The 17,627-nt window shown below is 68.3% G+C and carries 16 protein-coding genes, 1 pseudogene and 1 other annotated feature; of the genes and pseudogenes, 11 read left to right on the top strand and 6 right to left on the bottom strand.

Going from position 1 to position 17,627, the window contains the following annotated elements; translation table 11 throughout:
* Nucleotides 1-68 precede the first annotated feature (68 nt).
* The 4 genes from rpsF to rplI all read left to right on the top strand — a co-directional run bounded on the left by rpsF (nucleotide 69) and on the right by rplI (nucleotide 1,862).
* Complete coding sequence (rpsF, locus tag RDI86_RS08850) at nucleotides 69-359, top strand: 30S ribosomal protein S6 (protein WP_009863694.1); 291 nt, start codon at nucleotides 69-71, stop codon at nucleotides 357-359.
* 153 nt (nucleotides 360-512) lie between these two features.
* Nucleotides 513-1,058, top strand: a complete 546-nt coding sequence (locus tag RDI86_RS08845) for a single-stranded DNA-binding protein (protein WP_021481583.1) — start codon at nucleotides 513-515, stop codon at nucleotides 1,056-1,058.
* A 101-nt stretch (nucleotides 1,059-1,159) separates the two neighbouring features.
* Nucleotides 1,160-1,396, top strand: coding sequence for a 30S ribosomal protein S18 (gene rpsR, locus RDI86_RS08840; protein WP_021481584.1), 237 nt, complete (start codon nucleotides 1,160-1,162; stop codon nucleotides 1,394-1,396).
* Nucleotides 1,397-1,415: 19 nt separating this feature from the next.
* Nucleotides 1,416-1,862, top strand: a complete 447-nt coding sequence (gene rplI, locus RDI86_RS08835; RefSeq protein WP_021481585.1) for a 50S ribosomal protein L9 — start codon at nucleotides 1,416-1,418, stop codon at nucleotides 1,860-1,862.
* Between the two features lie 99 nt (nucleotides 1,863-1,961).
* Here rplI and RDI86_RS08830 read toward each other — a convergent pair whose 3' ends face one another.
* Entirely contained in the window at nucleotides 1,962-3,257 is a 1,296-nt protein-coding gene (locus RDI86_RS08830; protein WP_308821241.1) for an MATE family efflux transporter, read from the bottom strand.
* Nucleotides 3,258-3,729: 472 nt separating this feature from the next.
* On the opposite strand from RDI86_RS08830, the gene RDI86_RS08825 reads away from it, so the two are divergent.
* The 5 genes from RDI86_RS08825 to RDI86_RS08805 all read left to right on the top strand — a co-directional run bounded on the left by RDI86_RS08825 (nucleotide 3,730) and on the right by RDI86_RS08805 (nucleotide 10,762).
* A complete protein-coding gene (locus RDI86_RS08825) occupies nucleotides 3,730-7,353 on the top strand; it encodes a replicative DNA helicase (RefSeq protein WP_308821201.1) in 3,624 nt (1,207 codons plus the stop codon).
* Nucleotides 7,354-7,536: 183 nt separating this feature from the next.
* The gene (locus RDI86_RS08820; RefSeq protein ID WP_308821200.1) at nucleotides 7,537-8,166 is read left to right on the top strand and encodes an SbcC/MukB-like Walker B domain-containing protein; all 630 of its coding nucleotides are present in this window, start codon (nucleotides 7,537-7,539) and stop codon (nucleotides 8,164-8,166) included.
* Nucleotides 8,144-9,316, top strand: a complete 1,173-nt coding sequence (locus tag RDI86_RS08815) for a Wadjet anti-phage system protein JetD domain-containing protein (RefSeq protein WP_308821199.1) — start codon at nucleotides 8,144-8,146, stop codon at nucleotides 9,314-9,316. Before RDI86_RS08820 ends, RDI86_RS08815 begins: the two co-directional genes overlap by 23 nt.
* A 355-nt stretch (nucleotides 9,317-9,671) precedes the next feature.
* Nucleotides 9,672-9,848 carry a hypothetical protein gene (locus tag RDI86_RS08810; protein ID WP_308821198.1) on the top strand — a complete coding sequence of 59 codons (177 nt, stop codon included), beginning with the start codon at nucleotides 9,672-9,674 and terminating at the stop codon, nucleotides 9,846-9,848.
* The gene (locus RDI86_RS08805) at nucleotides 9,848-10,762 is read left to right on the top strand and encodes an ATP-dependent Clp protease proteolytic subunit (RefSeq protein ID WP_308821197.1); all 915 of its coding nucleotides are present in this window, start codon (nucleotides 9,848-9,850) and stop codon (nucleotides 10,760-10,762) included. The genes RDI86_RS08810 and RDI86_RS08805 overlap by 1 nt, the downstream gene beginning before the upstream one ends.
* 431 nt (nucleotides 10,763-11,193) lie before the next feature.
* Here the strand turns inward: RDI86_RS08805 and RDI86_RS08800 are convergent.
* A pseudogene (locus tag RDI86_RS08800) lies at nucleotides 11,194-12,103 on the bottom strand (ISL3 family transposase).
* A 432-nt stretch (nucleotides 12,104-12,535) separates the two neighbouring features.
* The gene (locus RDI86_RS13855) at nucleotides 12,536-12,760 is read right to left on the bottom strand and encodes a hypothetical protein (protein ID WP_374990526.1); all 225 of its coding nucleotides are present in this window, start codon (nucleotides 12,758-12,760) and stop codon (nucleotides 12,536-12,538) included.
* Nucleotides 12,689-12,802 (bottom strand) — a sequence feature (AL1L pseudoknot). Its footprint overlaps the gene before it by 72 nt.
* Before the next feature lie 108 nt (nucleotides 12,803-12,910).
* Between RDI86_RS13855 and RDI86_RS08790 the strand changes: the two genes are divergently transcribed.
* Nucleotides 12,911-13,735 carry a DUF5677 domain-containing protein gene (locus RDI86_RS08790; protein WP_308821196.1) on the top strand — a complete coding sequence of 275 codons (825 nt, stop codon included), beginning with the start codon at nucleotides 12,911-12,913 and terminating at the stop codon, nucleotides 13,733-13,735.
* Here the strand turns inward: RDI86_RS08790 and RDI86_RS08785 are convergent.
* Nucleotides 13,732-14,520: a hypothetical protein gene (locus tag RDI86_RS08785; protein ID WP_308821195.1), complete on the bottom strand. Its 789-nt coding sequence runs from the start codon at nucleotides 14,518-14,520 to the stop codon at nucleotides 13,732-13,734. The genes RDI86_RS08790 and RDI86_RS08785 overlap by 4 nt on opposite strands.
* 91 nt (nucleotides 14,521-14,611) lie before the next feature.
* Here RDI86_RS08785 and RDI86_RS08780 point away from each other — a divergent pair, with 91 nt between their 5' ends.
* Complete coding sequence (locus RDI86_RS08780) at nucleotides 14,612-15,133, top strand: hypothetical protein (RefSeq protein WP_308821194.1); 522 nt, start codon at nucleotides 14,612-14,614, stop codon at nucleotides 15,131-15,133.
* 736 nt (nucleotides 15,134-15,869) lie between these two features.
* On the opposite strand, the gene RDI86_RS08775 is transcribed toward RDI86_RS08780, so the two are convergent.
* Together RDI86_RS08775 and RDI86_RS08770 are read right to left on the bottom strand one after the other, a co-directional pair.
* A complete protein-coding gene (locus RDI86_RS08775; protein ID WP_308821193.1) occupies nucleotides 15,870-16,685 on the bottom strand; it encodes a CPBP family intramembrane glutamic endopeptidase in 816 nt (271 codons plus the stop codon).
* A gap of 166 nt (nucleotides 16,686-16,851) precedes the next feature.
* Nucleotides 16,852-17,595 carry a GntR family transcriptional regulator gene (locus tag RDI86_RS08770; protein ID WP_308821192.1) on the bottom strand — a complete coding sequence of 248 codons (744 nt, stop codon included), beginning with the start codon at nucleotides 17,593-17,595 and terminating at the stop codon, nucleotides 16,852-16,854.
* Nucleotides 17,596-17,627: the final 32 nt, after the last annotated feature.

The raw sequence follows: 17,627 nt of genomic DNA, 5'->3' as shown, positions 1-17,627 counted from the left end.
ATGAAGCATGAACCCTCCTGTCACGGAGAGACCGTGACCGCGAAGACCAGAGGAGGTGGGTTATCCGCATGCGTCAGTACGAACTGATGATCATCCTCGACCCCGAGATCGAGGAGCGCACCGTCGCCCCGTCGCTCGACAAGTACCTGTCGGTCATCAAGACCGACGGCGGCTCCGTCGACAAGGTGGACATCTGGGGTCGTCGCCGCCTGGCGTACGACATCAACAAGAAGTCCGAGGGCATCTACGCGGTCGTCGACTTCACGTCGACCTCCGACACCGCCAAGGAGCTGGACCGTCAGCTCGGCCTCAACGAGGTCGTCCTGCGGACCAAGATCCTGCGCACGGACGCTCGCTGATCCTCCCCGTCTCCCCCGTTCGACCGGCCCGTACCGGACGCTGCACGCCGTAGCGCGTGTGGGCGCCGCGTGGTGGGATGAGCGACGCGAGAACGTTACGAGCGAGGCGCGCGGCGCCGTCGACGACACAGACGACACACGAAGGAGCTGGCCATGGCAGGTGACACCGTCATCACGGTGATCGGGAACCTCACGGGAGACCCGGAGCTGCGTTTCACCCCCTCGGGTGCGGCGGTGGCCAACTTCACGGTGGCGTCCACGCCGCGGACCTTCGACCGCCAGTCGAACGAGTGGAAGGACGGGGACACCCTGTTCATGCGCTGCTCGATCTGGCGCGAGGCCGCGGAGAACGTCGCGGAGTCGCTGACGAAGGGCATGCGCGTCATCGTGCAGGGCCGCCTCGTCCAGCGCTCGTACGAGACCCGCGAGGGGGAGAAGCGCACCGTCGTCGAGCTGCAGGTGGACGAGATCGGTCCTTCCCTGCGCTACGCCTCTGCCAAGGTCACCCGCGCCCAGCGCTCGGGTGGCGGTGGCGGCGGCTTCGGCGGCGGTGGCGGCTACGGAGGTGGCGCCAACTCCGGCGGCGCCTCCGGCGGCGGATTCAGCTCCGGCGGCGGTCAGCAGCAGAGCGACGACCCGTGGGCCACGGCTGGTCCCGCGTCGTCCGGTGGCTCGTTCTCCGACGAGCCCCCGTTCTGATCGTCCGCCACTCCCAGAACACACACCCGTCCCCGCGGGTGCCGCGCCGCTCGTCGGCGCGGTCCGCACGCGGGGATCGCACCTTGTAGAGGAGCAACACCATGGCGAAGCCTGTGGTGCGCAAGCCCAAGAAGAAGTCCAACCCGCTGAAGTCGGCCAAGATCGAGTCGGTCGACTACAAGGACACCGCGCTGCTGCGCAAGTTCATCTCCGACCGCGGCAAGATCCGCGCGCGTCGCGTGACCGGCGTCTCCGTCCAGGAGCAGCGCCAGATCGCCCGTGCGGTGAAGAACGCGCGCGAGATGGCGCTGCTGCCGTACACGTCGACGGCTCGCTGAGCGGGAAGGGAGAGAACTCATGGCCAAGCTGATCCTGACCCACGAGGTCACCGGTCTCGGTGAGCCCGGCGACGTCGTCGAGGTGAAGGACGGGTACGCCCGTAACTTCCTCGTCCCGCGCAAGCTCGCCACGCCGTGGTCCAAGGGCGCCGAGTCGCAGGTGACTGCGATCCGCAAGGCGCGCAAGGCCCGCGAGATCGCGTCGCTCGACGACGCGAAGGCGATCCGCGACTCGCTGCAGGCGAAGCCGGTCGTCGTCGAGGCGAAGGCCGGCGCTGCCGGTCGCCTCTTCGGCGCTGTCACGACGGCGGACATCGCGTCCGCCGTGACGGCCGCCGGTGCGTCGGTCGACAAGCGCAAGATCGAGATCGGTCAGCCGATCAAGGCGACGGGGGACTACACGGTCTCCGTCCGCCTCCACCCGGAGGTCTCCGCGACCCTCGCGGTGAAGGTCGTCGCTGCCTGATCTGCTGCTGAGCAGTCCACGAAGGCCCGGCCCCTCCTCGGAGGGGCCGGGCCTTCGTCGCGTCCGGCCCCGTCGTGCTCGGCTGCGTGCGCCGAGCCCTCAGGCGGTGCCGGTGACCATCCAGGCGCTCCCGCGCGCACGGAGCCCCGTGGTGAGGGCGCGTGCCGCCATGAAGACCCCTGCGAAGGCGAGCCAGAGCCACGCGAGGCCCGCCGCGCCGTCGGGCGCCCAGTGCCGGACGGCGAGCGCGAACGGCGCGTAGACCACGAGCGTGAGCATGCCCGCCCAGGCGAGGAAGCGGCCGTCCCCGGCGCCGATGAGGACGCCGTCGAGCACGAACACCCACCCCGCCATCGGCAGGAGGACTCCGCACACCGCCATGCCGACGGCGACGGCGGTGCGCACCTCGGGATCGGACGTGAAGAGGAGCGCGAACCACCAGCCGCCCGCAGCCATGACGACACCCAGCCCTGCCCCGGCGGCCACGCCCCACTGGAGGGTGCGGCGCAGGACGGCGCGGACGCGGGGGACGTCGTCGGCCCCCAGCCCGTGCCCGACGAGCGCCTGCGCCGCGATGGCGAGCGCGTCGAGCGCGAACGCCGCGAGCCCCCAGACGGAGTTCACGACCTGGTAGCCCGCGAGCGTGACCTCCCCGAGCCCGGTCGCGACGAACACGGTGAGGAGGATCGCGAGGCGGAGCGAGAGCGTGCGGACGAAGAGCGGCGCGCCGGCGCGCGCGTTGGCCCAGATCCCGCCCGCGGCGGGCCGCAGCGACGCGCCGTGGCGCCGGGCGCCGCGCACCACGACCACGACGAGCACCGCGCCCATGGTGAGCTGGGCGACGGCCGTCCCGATGCCGGACCCGGCGATCCCGAGCCCTGCCCCGTAGACGAGGACGACGTTGAGGACCGCGTTGAACGTCGCGCCGCCCGCGGCGACCCACAGGGGCGTCCGGGTGTCCTGCATGCCGCGCAGGACGCCGGTGGACGCGAGGACGAGGAGCATCCCGGGGAGGCCGAGCGCGGACCAGCGGAGGTAGACCACGGCGTGCTCGGCGACCTCACCCGTGCCGCCCATCGCGCCGACGGCCCACGGGGCCGTCGTCCACAGGACGGCGGCGAGGAGCGCGCCCAGCCCGACGGCGAGCCAGAGGCCGTCGATCCCGGACTGGAGGGCCTCCCGCGTGTGGCCCGCGCCGATGCGGCGCGCGACGGCGGCCGTGGTCGCGTAGGCGAGGAAGACGCACAGGCCGACGAGGGTCACGAGGAGTGTCGACGCGAGGGAGAGGCCCGCGAGCTGCGCGGTGCCGAGGTGGCCGACGACGGCACTGTCGACGAGCACGAACAGCGGCTCGGCCACGAGCGCGCCGAGCGCGGGGACGGCGAGGGCCAGGATCTCGCGGTCGAGCCGGGACCGTGCGCGGCGACCTGTGGACGACGTACCGGGGCCGGACGGCGGCCCGGTGTCGTCGGGGTGGCCGGACGGTGTCCGGCGTGTCGTCGGCGTGTCGCCCGACTTTCTTTCTTCCACACCCCTGAGGGTAGTGATGAGGCTGGTCAGAGGCCGCTCACGGCGATGTACACAGGAAGATCGTGAGGTTGTCCACACCGTTTTCCACCGGGTGTGCACAGTGTGGGGGACTGTGTCCACAGGAACGGGGGTCCCTGTCCACCGGGCGTGCACAGGGCCGTTTGCAGGGCGTCCGGTCGCGATCTAGTGTCGCGGGGTCGTGCCTGTCGGAGGCGGGGGGCGCGGCCACCGGGACAGTCGTGTGGGTGGCCCGCGGTAGAACACGTGTACGACGAAGAGTGGTCCCGGTCGTGCGGTCCCGCAAGGGCCGTTCCAGTCCCGGGGGAGCGAGGGGCGCATGTCGATCGAGGAGCTCGAGGAGAGCTACGGGGGACCGGGGCCGTCGGGGTTCGACCGGACGCCGCCCCAGGACGTCGCCGCCGAGATGAGCGTGCTCGGCGGCATGCTGCTGTCGAAGGACGCCATCGCGGACGTCATCGAGCAGATCCGCGGCTCCGACTTCTACCGTCCGGCGCACGAGATCGTCTACGAGTCGATCATCGACCTCTACGGTCGCGGCGAGCCCGCCGACGCCATCACCGTCGTCGCGGAGCTGACCAAGCGCGGCGAGCTCCAGCGCATCGGCGGCGCGCCCTACATCCACGACCTGATGGCCGGCGTGCCGACCGCCGCCAACGCCGGGTACTACGCGCGCATCGTCCGCGAGCGTGCGGTCCTGCGCCGCCTCGTCGAGGCGGGCACGCGCATCGTGCAGCTGGGCTACGCGACCGACGGCGGCGACGTCGACGAGATCGTCAACAACGCCCAGGCCGAGGTCTACGCCGTCACGGAGCGGCGCACGACGGAGGACTACCTCCCCCTCGCCGAGATCCTCGGGCCCACGTTCGACGAGATCGAGGCCGCCCAGGGGCGCGGCGAGGGCATGACCGGCGTCCCCACCGGCTACTCCGACTTCGACCGGCTCACCAACGGCCTGCACCCCGGCCAGATGATCGTCGTCGCGGCGCGCCCGGCCATCGGCAAGGCCCTCGCGCTCGACACGCCGCTGCCCACGCCGTCGGGCTGGACGACGATGGGCGAGGTCGCGGTCGGTGATCTCCTGGTCTCCGCGGACGGGACGCCCACGCGCGTCGTCGCCGCGACCGAGGTCATGGTCGACCGCCCCTGCTACGAGGTCGAGCTCGACGACGGCACCGTGATCGTCGCGGACGCGCAGCACCAGTGGGTGACCTCGACCCGTGCCCAGCGACGCGCGGTCCGCGCCGGCGAGACGCCCGAGTCGTCCGTCCGTACGACCGAGGAGCTCGCAGCCACGGTCCGTTGTGTCACGGCGGACAACCGTGCGAACCACTCGATCGCCACGACGGCACCGCTGGACCTTCCTGAGGCGGACCTCCCGATCCACCCCTACGCGCTCGGGGTCTGGCTGGGCGACGGTAGCTCTCGGCGCGCCGAGTTCACGTCCGCCGACCCCGAGATCGCGATGCGGATCGAAGGGCTGGGCTACGTCGCACAGCCGAGCGCGGACGACCTGCTCGCGCTCGGCCTACCGACGGCCGACGAGATCCCCGTTGCCTACCTGCGCGCGAGCGAGACGCAACGACGCGAGCTTCTCGCGGGTCTGCTCGACACCGACGGGACGGTTACGCCGCAGGGAAGCGTCCAGATCTCGCTGACGAGCGAGCGCCTCGCGTTGCAGACGCGAGAGCTGGTCCTGTCCCTGGGATACCGCACGGGGTGGTCGACGAAGGCCGTCCAGGGTCGGACCGAGTCCTCGTCCACGGCGTACACGATCACCTTCACGACCGAGGACGACGTCTTCTGGCTGGAGCGCAAGCGGCTCGTCCACAAGGAGCGCCGTCGCCCTGGGACGGCGCGGCTCACCTCGCGGTTCGTGGTCGACGTCCGACGCGTCGACCCGGTGCCGGTGCGCTGCGTCGAGGTGGACCACCCGTCGCACCTGTACCTCGCGGGACGGTCGATGGTGCCGACGCACAATTCCGTCCTCGGCATCAACGTCGCGACGCACGCCGCGGTGCACCACCAGATGGCGGCCGTCATCTTCTCCCTGGAGATGAGCCGCAACGAGATCACGATGCGTCTGCTCGCCGCCGAGGCGAAGGTGCCGCTCACGCGGATGCGTTCCGGGAAGATGGACGAGCAGGACTGGCAGAAGCTCGCCTCGACGATGGGCAAGGTCGCCGAGGCTCCGCTGTTCATCGACGACTCGCCGAACATGTCGCTCATGGAGATCCGGGCCAAGTGTCGACGGCTCAAGCAGCGGCACGACCTCAAGCTCGTCGTCATCGACTATCTCCAGCTCATGAGCTCCGGCAAGCGCGTCGAGTCGCGCCAGCAGGAGGTCTCGGAGTTCTCGCGTGCTCTGAAGCTGCTGGCGAAGGAGCTCGAGGTTCCTGTCATCGCGATCTCGCAGCTGAACCGTGGTCCTGAACAGCGTGGCGACAAGAAGCCGCAGATGAGCGACCTGCGTGAGTCGGGCTGCCTCACCGAGGACACGAAGATCCTGCGCGCGGACACCGGCGCGGAGACCACTCTCGGTGAGCTGTTCGCGCTCAACGCCAAGGACGTGCCCGTGTGGGCGCTCAACGACCGGCTCCAGTACGTGCGCCGTCACCTCACCCACGTGTTCCCCACCGGAGTGAAGCCGGTGTTCAGGATGCGCCTCGCGTCGGGCAAGGAGATCGAGGCGACGGCGAACCACCCGTTCCTCACCTACGACGGCTGGACGGCGCTCGGGGACCTGGAGGTGGGCTCGCGCATCGGTGTACCGCGCCACGTACCGGGGCCGGAGCGGAACCTGGAGTGGGACGACCGCAAGGTCGTCATGCTCGCGCACCTCCTCGGTGACGGGTCGTTCGTGAAGCGCCAGCCGATCCGCTACGCCTCGATCGATGAGCGGAACCTCGCGACCGTCTCCGAAGCCGCAGGCGCTTTCGGCATCACCCCGATCCGCGATGAATATGCCGCCGCAAGAGTCACGACCCTGCGCCTCCCGGCGCCCTACCGTCTCGCTCGCGGCCGCCGGAACCCCATCGCCGAGTGGCTCGACGACCTGGGCCTGTTCGGGGCGCGCAGCCACGAGAAGTTCATCCCGACGAGCGTCTTCCACCTGCCCAAGCGTCAGATCGCGCTCTTCATCAAGCACATCTGGGCCACGGACGGCTCGGTGACGATCAACAAGAACGGGCGCAGCGGTCGGATCTACTACGCCTCGACGTCCCGTGAGGTCGTCGACGGGCTGTCGCGCCTCCTGCTCCGCTTCGGCATCTCGACGCGCGTGCGCACGGCGACACCCAAGGGGTCGTACCGCCCCGGGTACACGCTCGACGTGAGCGGGGTGGATGACCAGCGCCGCTTCCTCCAGGAGATCGGCGTGCACGGCGACCGCGGCGACGTCGCCGAGAAGCTGCTGACGATCATCCGCGAGACGCGGGCCAACACGAACGTCGACACCGTCCCGCGCCGGGTCTGGGACGACGTCCGCGAGATCCTCGTCGAGCGCGGCATGACGCACCGCGAGTTCGCGGCAGCAATCGGCACCGAGTTCTGCGGCAGCGCGCTGTGGAAGAACTCCCCGTCGAGGCACCGCCTCGGAAAGATCGCGGCTGTGCTCGAGAGCGAGGAGCTGGAGATCATGGCGGTCAACGACCTCCTGTGGGACGAGGTCGTCTCGATCGAGCCGATGGGGGAGAAGCAGGTCTACGACGCCACAGTCCTCGACGGGCACAACTTCGTCGCGAACGGCATCGCGGCACACAACAGCATCGAGCAGGACGCCGACGTCGTGATCCTGCTCCACCGCGAGGACGCCTACGAGAAGGAGTCGCCACGCGCGGGCGAGGCGGATCTCATCGTCGCCAAGCACCGTAACGGTCCCACCGACACGATCACCGTCGCGTTCCAGGGCCACTACCAGCGCTTCGCCGACATGCAGATGTAGTGACGTGTTGTTGCCTGTCGACGTGCAGCCTAGATTGCAGAATCCTGCACCTATGCTGCATGGGGAGTGCTTTGCCTGAGCCTGGTCCAGTTGTGGTGCGCATAGCAGTGCAGAGGTCCGGCTCGTAGTTCCCCTGCTGTCACGCTCCTGTCGATGGCGGTATTGAGGTGGTCACGCCGCATCGTGCGCGACGAGGTGACTCGCTTCCGCGCCCGCCTCAAGGCGCTGTCCTCGGGGGCGACCCTCGCGCTCGAGGATCACCAGATGGAGGCAAAGTTCAAGGAGCTCGAAGAGTTCATGGCGCTGCTGCGCTCCCCGAAGGACGAGCGCTTCGACCCGCGCATGTCGCGCCGCTTCGACCTGCTGGACGTGCGCAAGCATGTCGAGGTGCTAGCCGAGTGCTTTGCCCTGTCGGACAAGCGCGAGGCGACGTACAAGACGCTGGGCAACAAGTCCGGCGGGGAGACTCAGGAGCTGGTCGCGTTCATCATCGGCGCGGCGCTGCGGTTCCGCCTCGGGGACGAGAACCGTGAGCGTCCTCGGTTTGCCCCCGTGTTCCTCGACGAGGGCTTCATCAAGGCGGACGCCCAGTTCACCTCCCGTGCGGTCAAAGCATGGGACGGCCTGGGCTTCCAGATCATCGTGGGCGCCCCGATGGACAAGTACGGCGCCCTCGAGCCGCACATGAACCTGTTCATGATGGTCTCGAAGAAGCAGTCGACGAAGAAGTCACGCATCCGCGTCGTCGAGGACCCCGAGCGGGCCTCCATGCGGGCGAAGTGGGTGGCCGATGCCGCAGCTGACGCCGAGTGACCTGAGCGCCCGGCTGACCGGCCGGCTGGGGAAGGTGTGGCATCTGGCAGCTGTGGGCGCCCCGTATGCGTGGGATACGCGGATCACCTTGGGTGCTCCGACGGCGACGCAGGCGGCGGGCGATCTCGCCCGGTTCGGGCGCTGGTCGACGGACTGGGTCACGTTCGGCCAGCGCCACGACGTTCTGGTCGAGGTCCGCGATCGGCAGGTGGCACGCACCCCGCAGCGGTTCGCGTTCGCGGTGATGGTCGCGGACGCGTTCGTCGCCGCCCGGCTGGTCGGCGGGGCATGGGCGGACCGGATGACTGCCGGGGCGCGCCGCGGCTCGCTGCTTACGGGCGCATTGCCCGCAACGGCGGGCACCGACCTAGGCCTGCTGGCGCGGGCGGTGCGGGCGACGGACGGCTGGTCGGACCTGAACCTGCAGATGCTGGTTCGCGCAGCCGGGTTCTTCGCCGAGCACGACGCGACAGGCCTGACCCCGCGCCAGGTGCCGATCGAGGGCATGCACGCGAAGTGGATGAACACCCACCACCAATTGGTCGCCGACCTGGCCGGGCGCGACACCTTGGGGCTGGCGCCGGGGCACCCGTCACGCATCCACTTCACCTACCTGGATCCGGAGCACCTGGCCGGTGGTGGCCGCCGCCACGACTCGTACAGCGTCGGGGACACCTTCACGCCCCCGTACCAGGTGCAGGTGGTGGTGATCTGCGAGAACAAGGACACGGTGGTCGGGTTCCCGCCGGTTCGTGGTGGTGTCGCCGTCGAGGGTGCCGGGTCTGGGGCTACGGCGTTCGCTGCGACGCCGTGGATCGTTGCTTCGCCAAGGGTCATCTACTGGGGCGACATGGACGCTGACGGGCTTAGGATCCTGTCGCAGTTCCGGGCGGCGCGGGTGGCTCGCACCTCGATGCTGATGGACGAGCCCACCTACGAGGTCTGGGAAAAGTACGGGACGAACCTTGACAAGTTCGGACGCCCGCTGGCCGCGTCGCCGGAGAACCCAGACCTGGCGCTGACGGACGCCGAGCGCGCCTTGTATCGGCGCCTGACATCCACGGACCTCACCAGCCACCGCCGCGTCGAGCAAGAGCGTATTCCGTTGCCCGTCGCGCTCGACGCCCTGAACCGGCTCCTCGACATGTAACGAACCTGCCAGGGCGCTGCGCAATGTCTCGCCCCGGGTTTGATGGAGGTCGAAGGCGACGGCCGCTACTTCGAGCTGCTGCCGGCGCGTGCGATCCGGTGGACCGACACGCACGCCATGGTCGTCATCAAGCCCCTCACCCCGCCGTTCAAACCAGCACGAGCTCATCGTCTGGTTGCGTGCGAGGACGTGATCCGGACGATCCCGCGGCGTCCACCGGCGCGCTCGTAGCCGAGATCACCCTCAAGATGGTAGGAGCGGAGCCCTAGTTCCGCTACGCTCCAAGTGACGAGGTCCCGTCGCCAGCACTGGTGCCGGGGCATTCTTGTAGTCCGACACACCAACAGGAGGAACAGTGGACACTGTCGCCCACGAGACTCTGCAGCAGGGTGAGATCGACGAGACGTACCGTCAGCTCGGTCTTGGCACCATGGAGTCTCGCGCTCAGTTTCTGCGCTTTGACCTCGCGCCGCGTCCCACGATGCACTTTGACGTGGTGATCACCACGACGTCTCAACCGTTCAGTCACTGATGGGTAGTTGGGACGACGTTCAGGGCGAGATTCAGGCGGCAGGGACCGTCCACGACGTCATCCGGCGCCGGTATGTCGCCGCCCTTGCAGAGTACACCGGACGAAACGTCATTATCTACTACTCCGGCTGGCTTGAGAAGGAAGCGATGGTCCGTCAGGGGCTCACCGGCGTAGAAGTGAACGACGGTGACAAGAACGGGTTCATGGCGACGATTCATGGGCTCGATCGTTCGAAGGGGCTCGACCTCATCCTCCACACTCCTGGTGGAAATGTGGCGGCCACCGAGTCACTGGTGGACTACTTGCGTGCGATGTTTGGGACTGACATCCGTGTGATCGTCCCGCAACTTGCGATGTCTGCTGGCACCATGATTGCGCTCTCGTCGGCGGAAATCGTGATGGGCAAGCACTCCAGCCTGGGACCTATTGACCCGCAGATCGGCGGAATGGCGGCCCACGGCATCGTCGAAGAGTTCGAGAGGGCCCGCGTCGAAATTAGTGCCGATCCGAGCACGATGGCCATCTGGCAGCCGATCATCGCGAAGTACCCGCCCACCTTTGTTGGCGAGTGCCAGAAGGCTATCGCCTGGGCGGACAGCATGGTAAAAAAGTGGCTCACCGAGGGCATGTTCTCCGGTAAGGATGATCCTGCTACTGCGGCCGACACGGTGTTGAGCGAGCTTGCGAGCCATGCGCTAACACTCTCGCACGAACGGCACATTTCCGCCGAGAAGGCTCGTGAATTGGGCCTCAAGATTTCGATGCTCGAGGACGACCCTGATCTTCAGGAGCACGTCTTGAGCCTCCATCACGCTGCCGCCCAGACGCTCGGAGAGACCGCCGCGTTCAAGATTATCGAGAACCAGAACGGCATCTCGTACATCAGCGCGGTTCAGGCTCGCCCTCTGCACTAGTCGACGGAGATCCTTGCACGGCAACCCAACAGTCCGCTCGGGCTTACCGCCAGATTCTTGGCCGTTGGCCAGGGCTTTCGCCTGCCCCCCGATGGAGTCAGTACTCTGCCGTCATCGGGGGGTGCGTCGCTCGAGGGTCCTCAGACGACTGCGTCGTCGTAGCGTAATCATCATGTCGTCCGATGTGACACCTATCTGATAGTTCGTCGATCGGTCGATCACGCCCGTCTTGCATGACCTCGAGAGGGCCGCCGCCGCAGTGGGCCTCTCCGGCGAGTTCCCCACGCGATCGCTGCCGGCGACCTCACCCCTCGGGCACCGGAGCGCGGCGGCAACGGTCGAGGCGAGGGTCTGTCTGATTACCGGGCTCTTCGCCGATCCGGTGGGGATTAGGGTGTGAGTCCTCCGCCGGCGAGCAGCATTCGTAGGCGTTAGTTCTCGCGGTTGCGGTAGCCGCGGGCGAGGCGGCGATGGAGCTCGATGATGCCGTTCATGGCCTCTGTGGGGCCGTTGTTCGCGCGGTCGGTGGTGACGTAGGCCAGGAACGCTTCGCGCCAGCGGCGCAGTGTTCGCCCGAGGGGAGCGACTTCGGGTATCGGGCAGGTGTGGAACGAGGCGAGGATAGTTTCGGCTGTCCGTGCGCCTTCGGCGAGATCCTTGGACCTGTAGACGGCGCGGAGCTGTTGGGCGACTGCCAGGCGACGAACACCTCGTCGTGGGCTTCGTCGGCCTCGATCGCGCGGGCGAGTCGGGCTCGCTGCTTGTCGGTGAGGTTCTCGGCCCCGGCGCGCAGGATGGTCTGGATGGCGAACAGCGGGTCGCCCTTGCGGCCGCGGTGGCCGGTGATGTCCTGCTGGACCCGGCGACGGACCTCGTCGACCACGGCGGTGCCGAGCTTGACGACGTGGAACGCGTCGAGCACCGCGACGCGAGCTGGTCGTCGATCGCGGACTTGTAGCCCCCCAACGGGTCCAACGCCGCGACATCGATCGAGGACTTGAAGTCGTCGCCGCGCGCGTCGAGCCAGCCGGCGTAGGCCTTCTTCGACCGACCAGGGACGAGGTCCAGCAGGCGGGCGTGCGCCCGCCCGTCGGCATCGCGGGTGAGGTCGACCATCCCGGTCAGTTCCTTGGGTCCCTTCGTGCGCCGGTCGCCGTGGTGCCAGATGTGCTCGTCAACCCCGAGGCTCGTGACTTCGGCGAAGCGGGACTCGTCGTCGGCGAGGCGTTCGAGCTCGGGCTTCACGGCCCGCCACAGCGCCCACCAGGACACCCCGAGGCGGCGCGCCAGCCCGCTGATGGTGGCGTGCTCACGCCGCAGCTGCCCGATCGCCCACGCCACCGCCCGGCCGGTGATCGAGCCGCGCGGAGCGACCAGTTCCGGGACCTGCTCGGCGAACGCCCCTCGCGAGCACGCCGCTTCCGGGCACCGCCACACGCGTTGACGCCGCACCAGTCGGACCCGGGCATCACCATGCGGGACGTCGTGCAGGACCCGCCGGCGACGTCCTCGGTTCGGAGCCACGACCCCGCAGTCCGGACAGCCTTCGAGCCGCCAGGGCGTAGAGACCAAGAGACCGTCACCGTCATCACACCCTCGTCACGTTCGACCATCTCGACGTGGATCTCGGGCAGGCCGAGGAGGATGTCACAGCGTGAACAGGGGTCAGTGGTGGTGGGCGCGACAGCGCACCCCGTAGCGTTGGACAACGTCGAGGTCCTCGAAAGTCGATCAGGTTGCTTGGTCGCTCCTGATCATCGGGGACCTCGACCCCTACGCCCAGCCCATCACGCCGCCGCCATCACTCCCCACCGGATCGGCGAAGAGCCAGTCGTCGGCGTGGACCTGCCGGATCGTCTCCAGCCTGGCCGCATCACTGATCGAGCGGGCCGACGGTGGCTGGGACCGGGCCGCGCAGTACGTGCTCGGAGCGACTTGCAGCTGGCTGCAGATCGGCTCGACCCGGAACTCGCCACGATGGGCGTCGGTGTAGTCCACGATGACCGTTGTGGGCGGTCGAGCTCCGCCGCGAAGAATGCCGACGCACTACGCAGAATCGCGTGATTACGCGCGGCCAGCCGATGTCGGGGAGCGACCTGTCTCCCGCGAGGCTTTGACTTGCCGTGCAGATGCGACCACGATCGCGCCATGTTCAGCCGCGAGTTCGATTTCGACGCAGCCACGCCTGTCCCCAGCGAGAGAGGTACCGACGGCGAAGCCGTCACCGCGGCGGCGCACGCCCGACCTGCCAAAGGGGAGTTGCTCGCCTGGATCGAGGAGTGCATCGCGGACGTCCGCGACCGTGGAGAGTTCAGGATGCCAGATGCCCACAAGGATGAGTTCCTGCTGCTCTTCGGTGTCGTCGGACGGACGGTTCGCTTTGCGGATGGATACCTCAAGTTGTGCGAGCTCGGGTTCATGAGCGAGGCCGTCCCGTTGGCGAGGGCTGCGCTGGAGCATGCTGTCACCGTCCAGTGGGTGTACATCATGGAGGGCGGCGTCGGGCGATATCACCGGGCGGTCGTTCAGGACCGGCGCGACCACTATGCAAAGCTCGCGGACTGGCTCAACCATGCCGAGTTGCTTGCCGAAGTTGAGCGGCTCAAGCCGGCGCCAGAAGGCAAGCGGCTCCCGCGATTCATGAATATGCTTAGGGACCTCGACGAGGGCAAGTTCCTCGAGACGACATACCACGTGCTGTCTCAGCAGGTGCACGTCACCCATTCGGCCGTCACGTCCTTCCTCGGTGGCGATGAGGATCAGGTGCACCTCAACTACGAGCAGGACTACCCCTACTCGTATCAGGTCACGTACGCCGTGGCGGTCGCCTGCATGTTGGTGCGCTGGATCCTTGCGGACCTCACCAATGACGACGGCCTCCTCGCGGTTCTGGACAAGAAGTCGGACGCGCTGATCTTGCCGATGAACCTCATCGACGGTGTGCCACCTGAGAGGCGACGCGTTGGTCTCTAGGGTTGGCGGCCGCGCTGCCGGTGTAGCCGCAGGAGCGCCTCCAGCAAGTGCATCGCCGCGAGTAGCGGGAAGAGGGCGATGCTGAGGTCGCTTGTGAGCCGGACATTGGCGACACCATTGCCGTCGTCACCAACGACCTCACGCTTGCTGGCGCCCAAGTAGGCCCACGGCCGTCCGTGAGCGAAGCCGGAGCACAACTGCCACGGGAACAGGATCCCCTCGGGCACCTCGTCAGGGAGCTGCTCCTCGCAGTACTTCACGACTGTCGTGCTGAAGTAGCCCTTGCGAAGACTCTTCGGGTCGAGTCCGTTCTGAAGCGCAACGCGGTCGACCTTGGCGAAGTGCTCCTCGCGCGTTGCGATGGCCAACCCGCGCACGTCGAGCGCCTTGTGCTGGTCGTCGTAGTTCTTGTAGTGCCAACGGAGCGCCCGCTCGACCCGGTCCTGCCGCCCGTTGGGCGAAAGCACCCAGTAGGCAGTGGCGAGGTTCTCCAGGGCGCCACGCGACAGCGACGAGGGCGCGGCCAGATGGAGCACCTGCTGGTCGACGACCAGCGTCTTCACGGCGTGCATGTGGTCCACACCGGCCGTCAGACCTTGCATCACAACGTAGGAGACATGGTACGGATCCGAGGCCCGGTCATCGTCGGCAAGCGACGAACCGGCCTCTACCGGGAACTCGCCCCGTGTACCGACCCGCCTCATCATGACGTCGATGAGCGGTGCCATCTCGGCCCACTTCGTCTCGACCGCCTTCGGATCGAGAACTACCTCGCGAGAGCTCATGGGGCAAGTGTCATGGACGGCACCCACACTGAGAGGTCAGCCTGACTCGAAGAGTCAACCGATGCTGGGGCAATCCCGTAGGTTAATCGTCGTGATCCTCGAAGCAGCCGCAGAGTCCAGCTTGCCCTGGTGGGACACCAGCATCTTCGGCGTCATCGTCGGCACGGTCTTGACCGGCCTGCTGGCATACGCACTCGGTATGCAGAATGCCCGGGTACAGCGCCGCGAGGCCGCGCTCCAACGAGACTTTGATCGGGTGGAAGCCCGTCGTGAAGGCCGCGCAGACGCGGCTTCACGCCTCATCGCTGCGGCGCTCAAGAGTGCGGACGCGGCAGTAAGGTTCGAGGTCGAGCATGGCGGTGCCTCACTTGGGGATCTTTTCCCTGAGGAGATGAGCGAGAACGATGTGGACCTCGCATTCGCGGAGTTCTCGATCCAGGTTCCCGATGCGTCTGGCGCCGTGGGCAGCGCGCTGCGAGACCAGGTCTACCTGCTGTCTTGGGGCTGGAACCCGACCGCCAGAGTGGCCGGAACCGCGACACATACCGATGTACAGGATGCGGTCACTGTGCTTCGCGAGCACATGCGCACGCTGCTAGGCAATGACGTCTGAGGTCAACCGATGACGGGCGATTCGCGATCATGACGTCCATCGGCATGTCGGTGAGGGTCGAGCTCTCGATGCCGTCGACCGACGGCCAGTGGCGCTTGCGTCCCGAGTGCAGACGTGTGCGACGAACGGTTGCTCCCAGGCGCGCACGCGTCGATGCCGTGGTCCAGGCGAGGCGCGGACCGCGTGCGACGCGCAGACCCGTACGCAGGTGTTGACCGCTCAGTCGACCGCGCCGACGTCGGCCAGGCCCTCCGAGGCCACCGCCCGGACCTGCGGTTGATGACGACCGGCAGGGACTCGCCCGGCCAGGTAGCTTCCCGGAACGTCGACGATGGCCTCTGCGGTCGGCGCTGTTTCCCGTTCGCAGTCTTGTCGAAGCGCCACCATGTTGAGCCACCCAACTTTTCACGGCGCGGGCGCCGCGCCCGAGATCATGCAAGGTACAGCGGCGTGTCCGTGCAATCTGCGCCGCACGTCGACATTGCCGAGATGTAGGCCACTCTGATCGATCCTGCGTTGAGTACACCCTCCCGCCGCTCCGATGCTCCCGGGTGTCGAGATGCCATGGAGCTCGTCGGAACACCGCTCCGCCTCGTTCGGGAGAACACAGCCGGGAGCTACCGACAACGAGGGCGCCTCTCGACGCAACCTGCGGGCTCAAGCCGGTGGTTCGAGAGAAGATCGGCGATCCGCGGCCGTGGCGTTCTGTCGCTGGGCTGCCTCTCCACAGTGCCGCTCAGGGCTCGACGCGCCATCGACGAGTCGTCTGAGCCCTCCGGGAGAGCGTCACCGACACGAGGGCAAGGATCACCACCCCCGCGTTGGCGGCGAGGGTGCCCGCCCAGGTCGTCGGCGGGATGCCGAGGGTGAAGCTGGCGGCGTTGAACGCCGTGTGGGTGAGGATGCACAGGAGCACCCCGTTCGTGCCCGCCACCCGGAAGACCGCGCCGTAGAGGAAGCGGAACGCCATGACCTGGACCGCGAACATCCAGAAGTCGATCTGACCGGACTCGTGGTTCGTGCCGGGGATGAAGAAGAGCGGCACGTGCCAGAGGAGCCAGACGATCCCGACCACCAGCGAGGACGGGACGAACCCCCACCGCCGATCGAGCCCGGGTTGCAGCGCGGTCATCCAGCCGGCCTCCTCCATGCCGCCGATGACGAGGTTGCCCGGCAGGGACAGGAAGAACATGAACCACGGGAGCGCGTGCGCTGACGGTCCGGAGACCAGCAGGTGGAGCGCGAAGTACAGGGCGAGCGCGGAGAGGGCGAGCAGAAACCCCGCGGGACGGCCACGGACGGCGAAGACGAGCCGCAGCCACTCCCGGAGGCCTGAGATCCTCCGGTTCGCTCGCAGGACGACGTAGGAGGCGATCGCGGGCGAGAGGATGTAGAGCGCGAACGGCACGTTCGCCAGGAGCTCGGGAACCGTGGTGACGACGTTGTGCACCTCGTAGCCGGAGCGGGCCGCCACGATCAGACCGCCGGAGAGCCCGTAGGCGATGAGGAACGTGAGCGTCACGAACTGGCGAGCGATCCGTGCGTCCGTCACCCCGCAACGATAGGGCCGGCACCGCAGGCGGACGCCGCTCGTCCAGGAGCGCGGCTCGACGTCGGCGCGAGGGGCCCGGACGACAGCCGCACGTCGTCGGTGGGCGCGGCCGTCCGGTCGCTGCTGCGGACGAGGTGCGGTCGGGACGGCGGGTCGTCGTCCGCCGTCAGCCCGCGACCGCCATGCGCGCGAGCGCCCGGGCGGCGCGCTCCGTGACGACGGCGAGCGACGCGCCGACGTGGTGGTGCAGGGCGGTGCGGGCCTCGGGGAGCCGGTCGGCGAGCACGAGCTCGAGGATCCGGACGTGCTCGTCGACGGTGCTGCGCACGCGCTCGTCCTCGACGAAGTCGTACCGCCGCACGGCGCGGACCTTCTCGTTGACCTCGACGAGCGCCTGCGTCATCCGCTCGTTCCCGGCCGCGCGGGACAGCGCCGTGTGGAATTGCTCGTCGAGCAGCACGAAGCCGGGGTCCGGCCGGGGAGGTGCGGCGCGGAGCTCGACCCACCGCGCGAGCTCGGCGCGCAGCACGTCCGTGTCGTGGCGCAGCCCCGGGTTCTCGATGACGCGGTCGAGGCCTCGGAGCTCGAGGGTCGCGCGCAGCTCGTCGAGGTCGCGCAGCTCGGCAAGGCTCGGCACGACGACGGCGTACCCGAAGTCGGTGCGCTCGACGAGGCCGTCGGACAGCAGGCGGGACAGCGCCTCGCGCACGGGGGTGCGCGACACGCCGAACCGTCGGCCGAGCTTGGGCTCGGTGAGCCGTTCGCGGGGGTCGACGCGCCCGTCGAGGATCTCGCCCCGCAGGCGTCCGTACACGGCGTCACGCAGCGAGGTGGTGGCCCGTTCCGACGCGGTGACGACGTCCGTGCGGGCGCCCGGGTCGTCGGCCCGGGCCCCGGCCCGTGCTCTCACCGTCCGCACGCGCCGTGCCGTCGGTCGCCGGT

Source organism: Cellulosimicrobium sp. XJ-DQ-B-000, assembly GCF_031119065.1.
GTDB classification, from domain to species: domain Bacteria; phylum Actinomycetota; class Actinomycetes; order Actinomycetales; family Cellulomonadaceae; genus Cellulosimicrobium; species Cellulosimicrobium funkei.
This window is presented reverse-complemented; position numbering and strand designations above follow the sequence as displayed.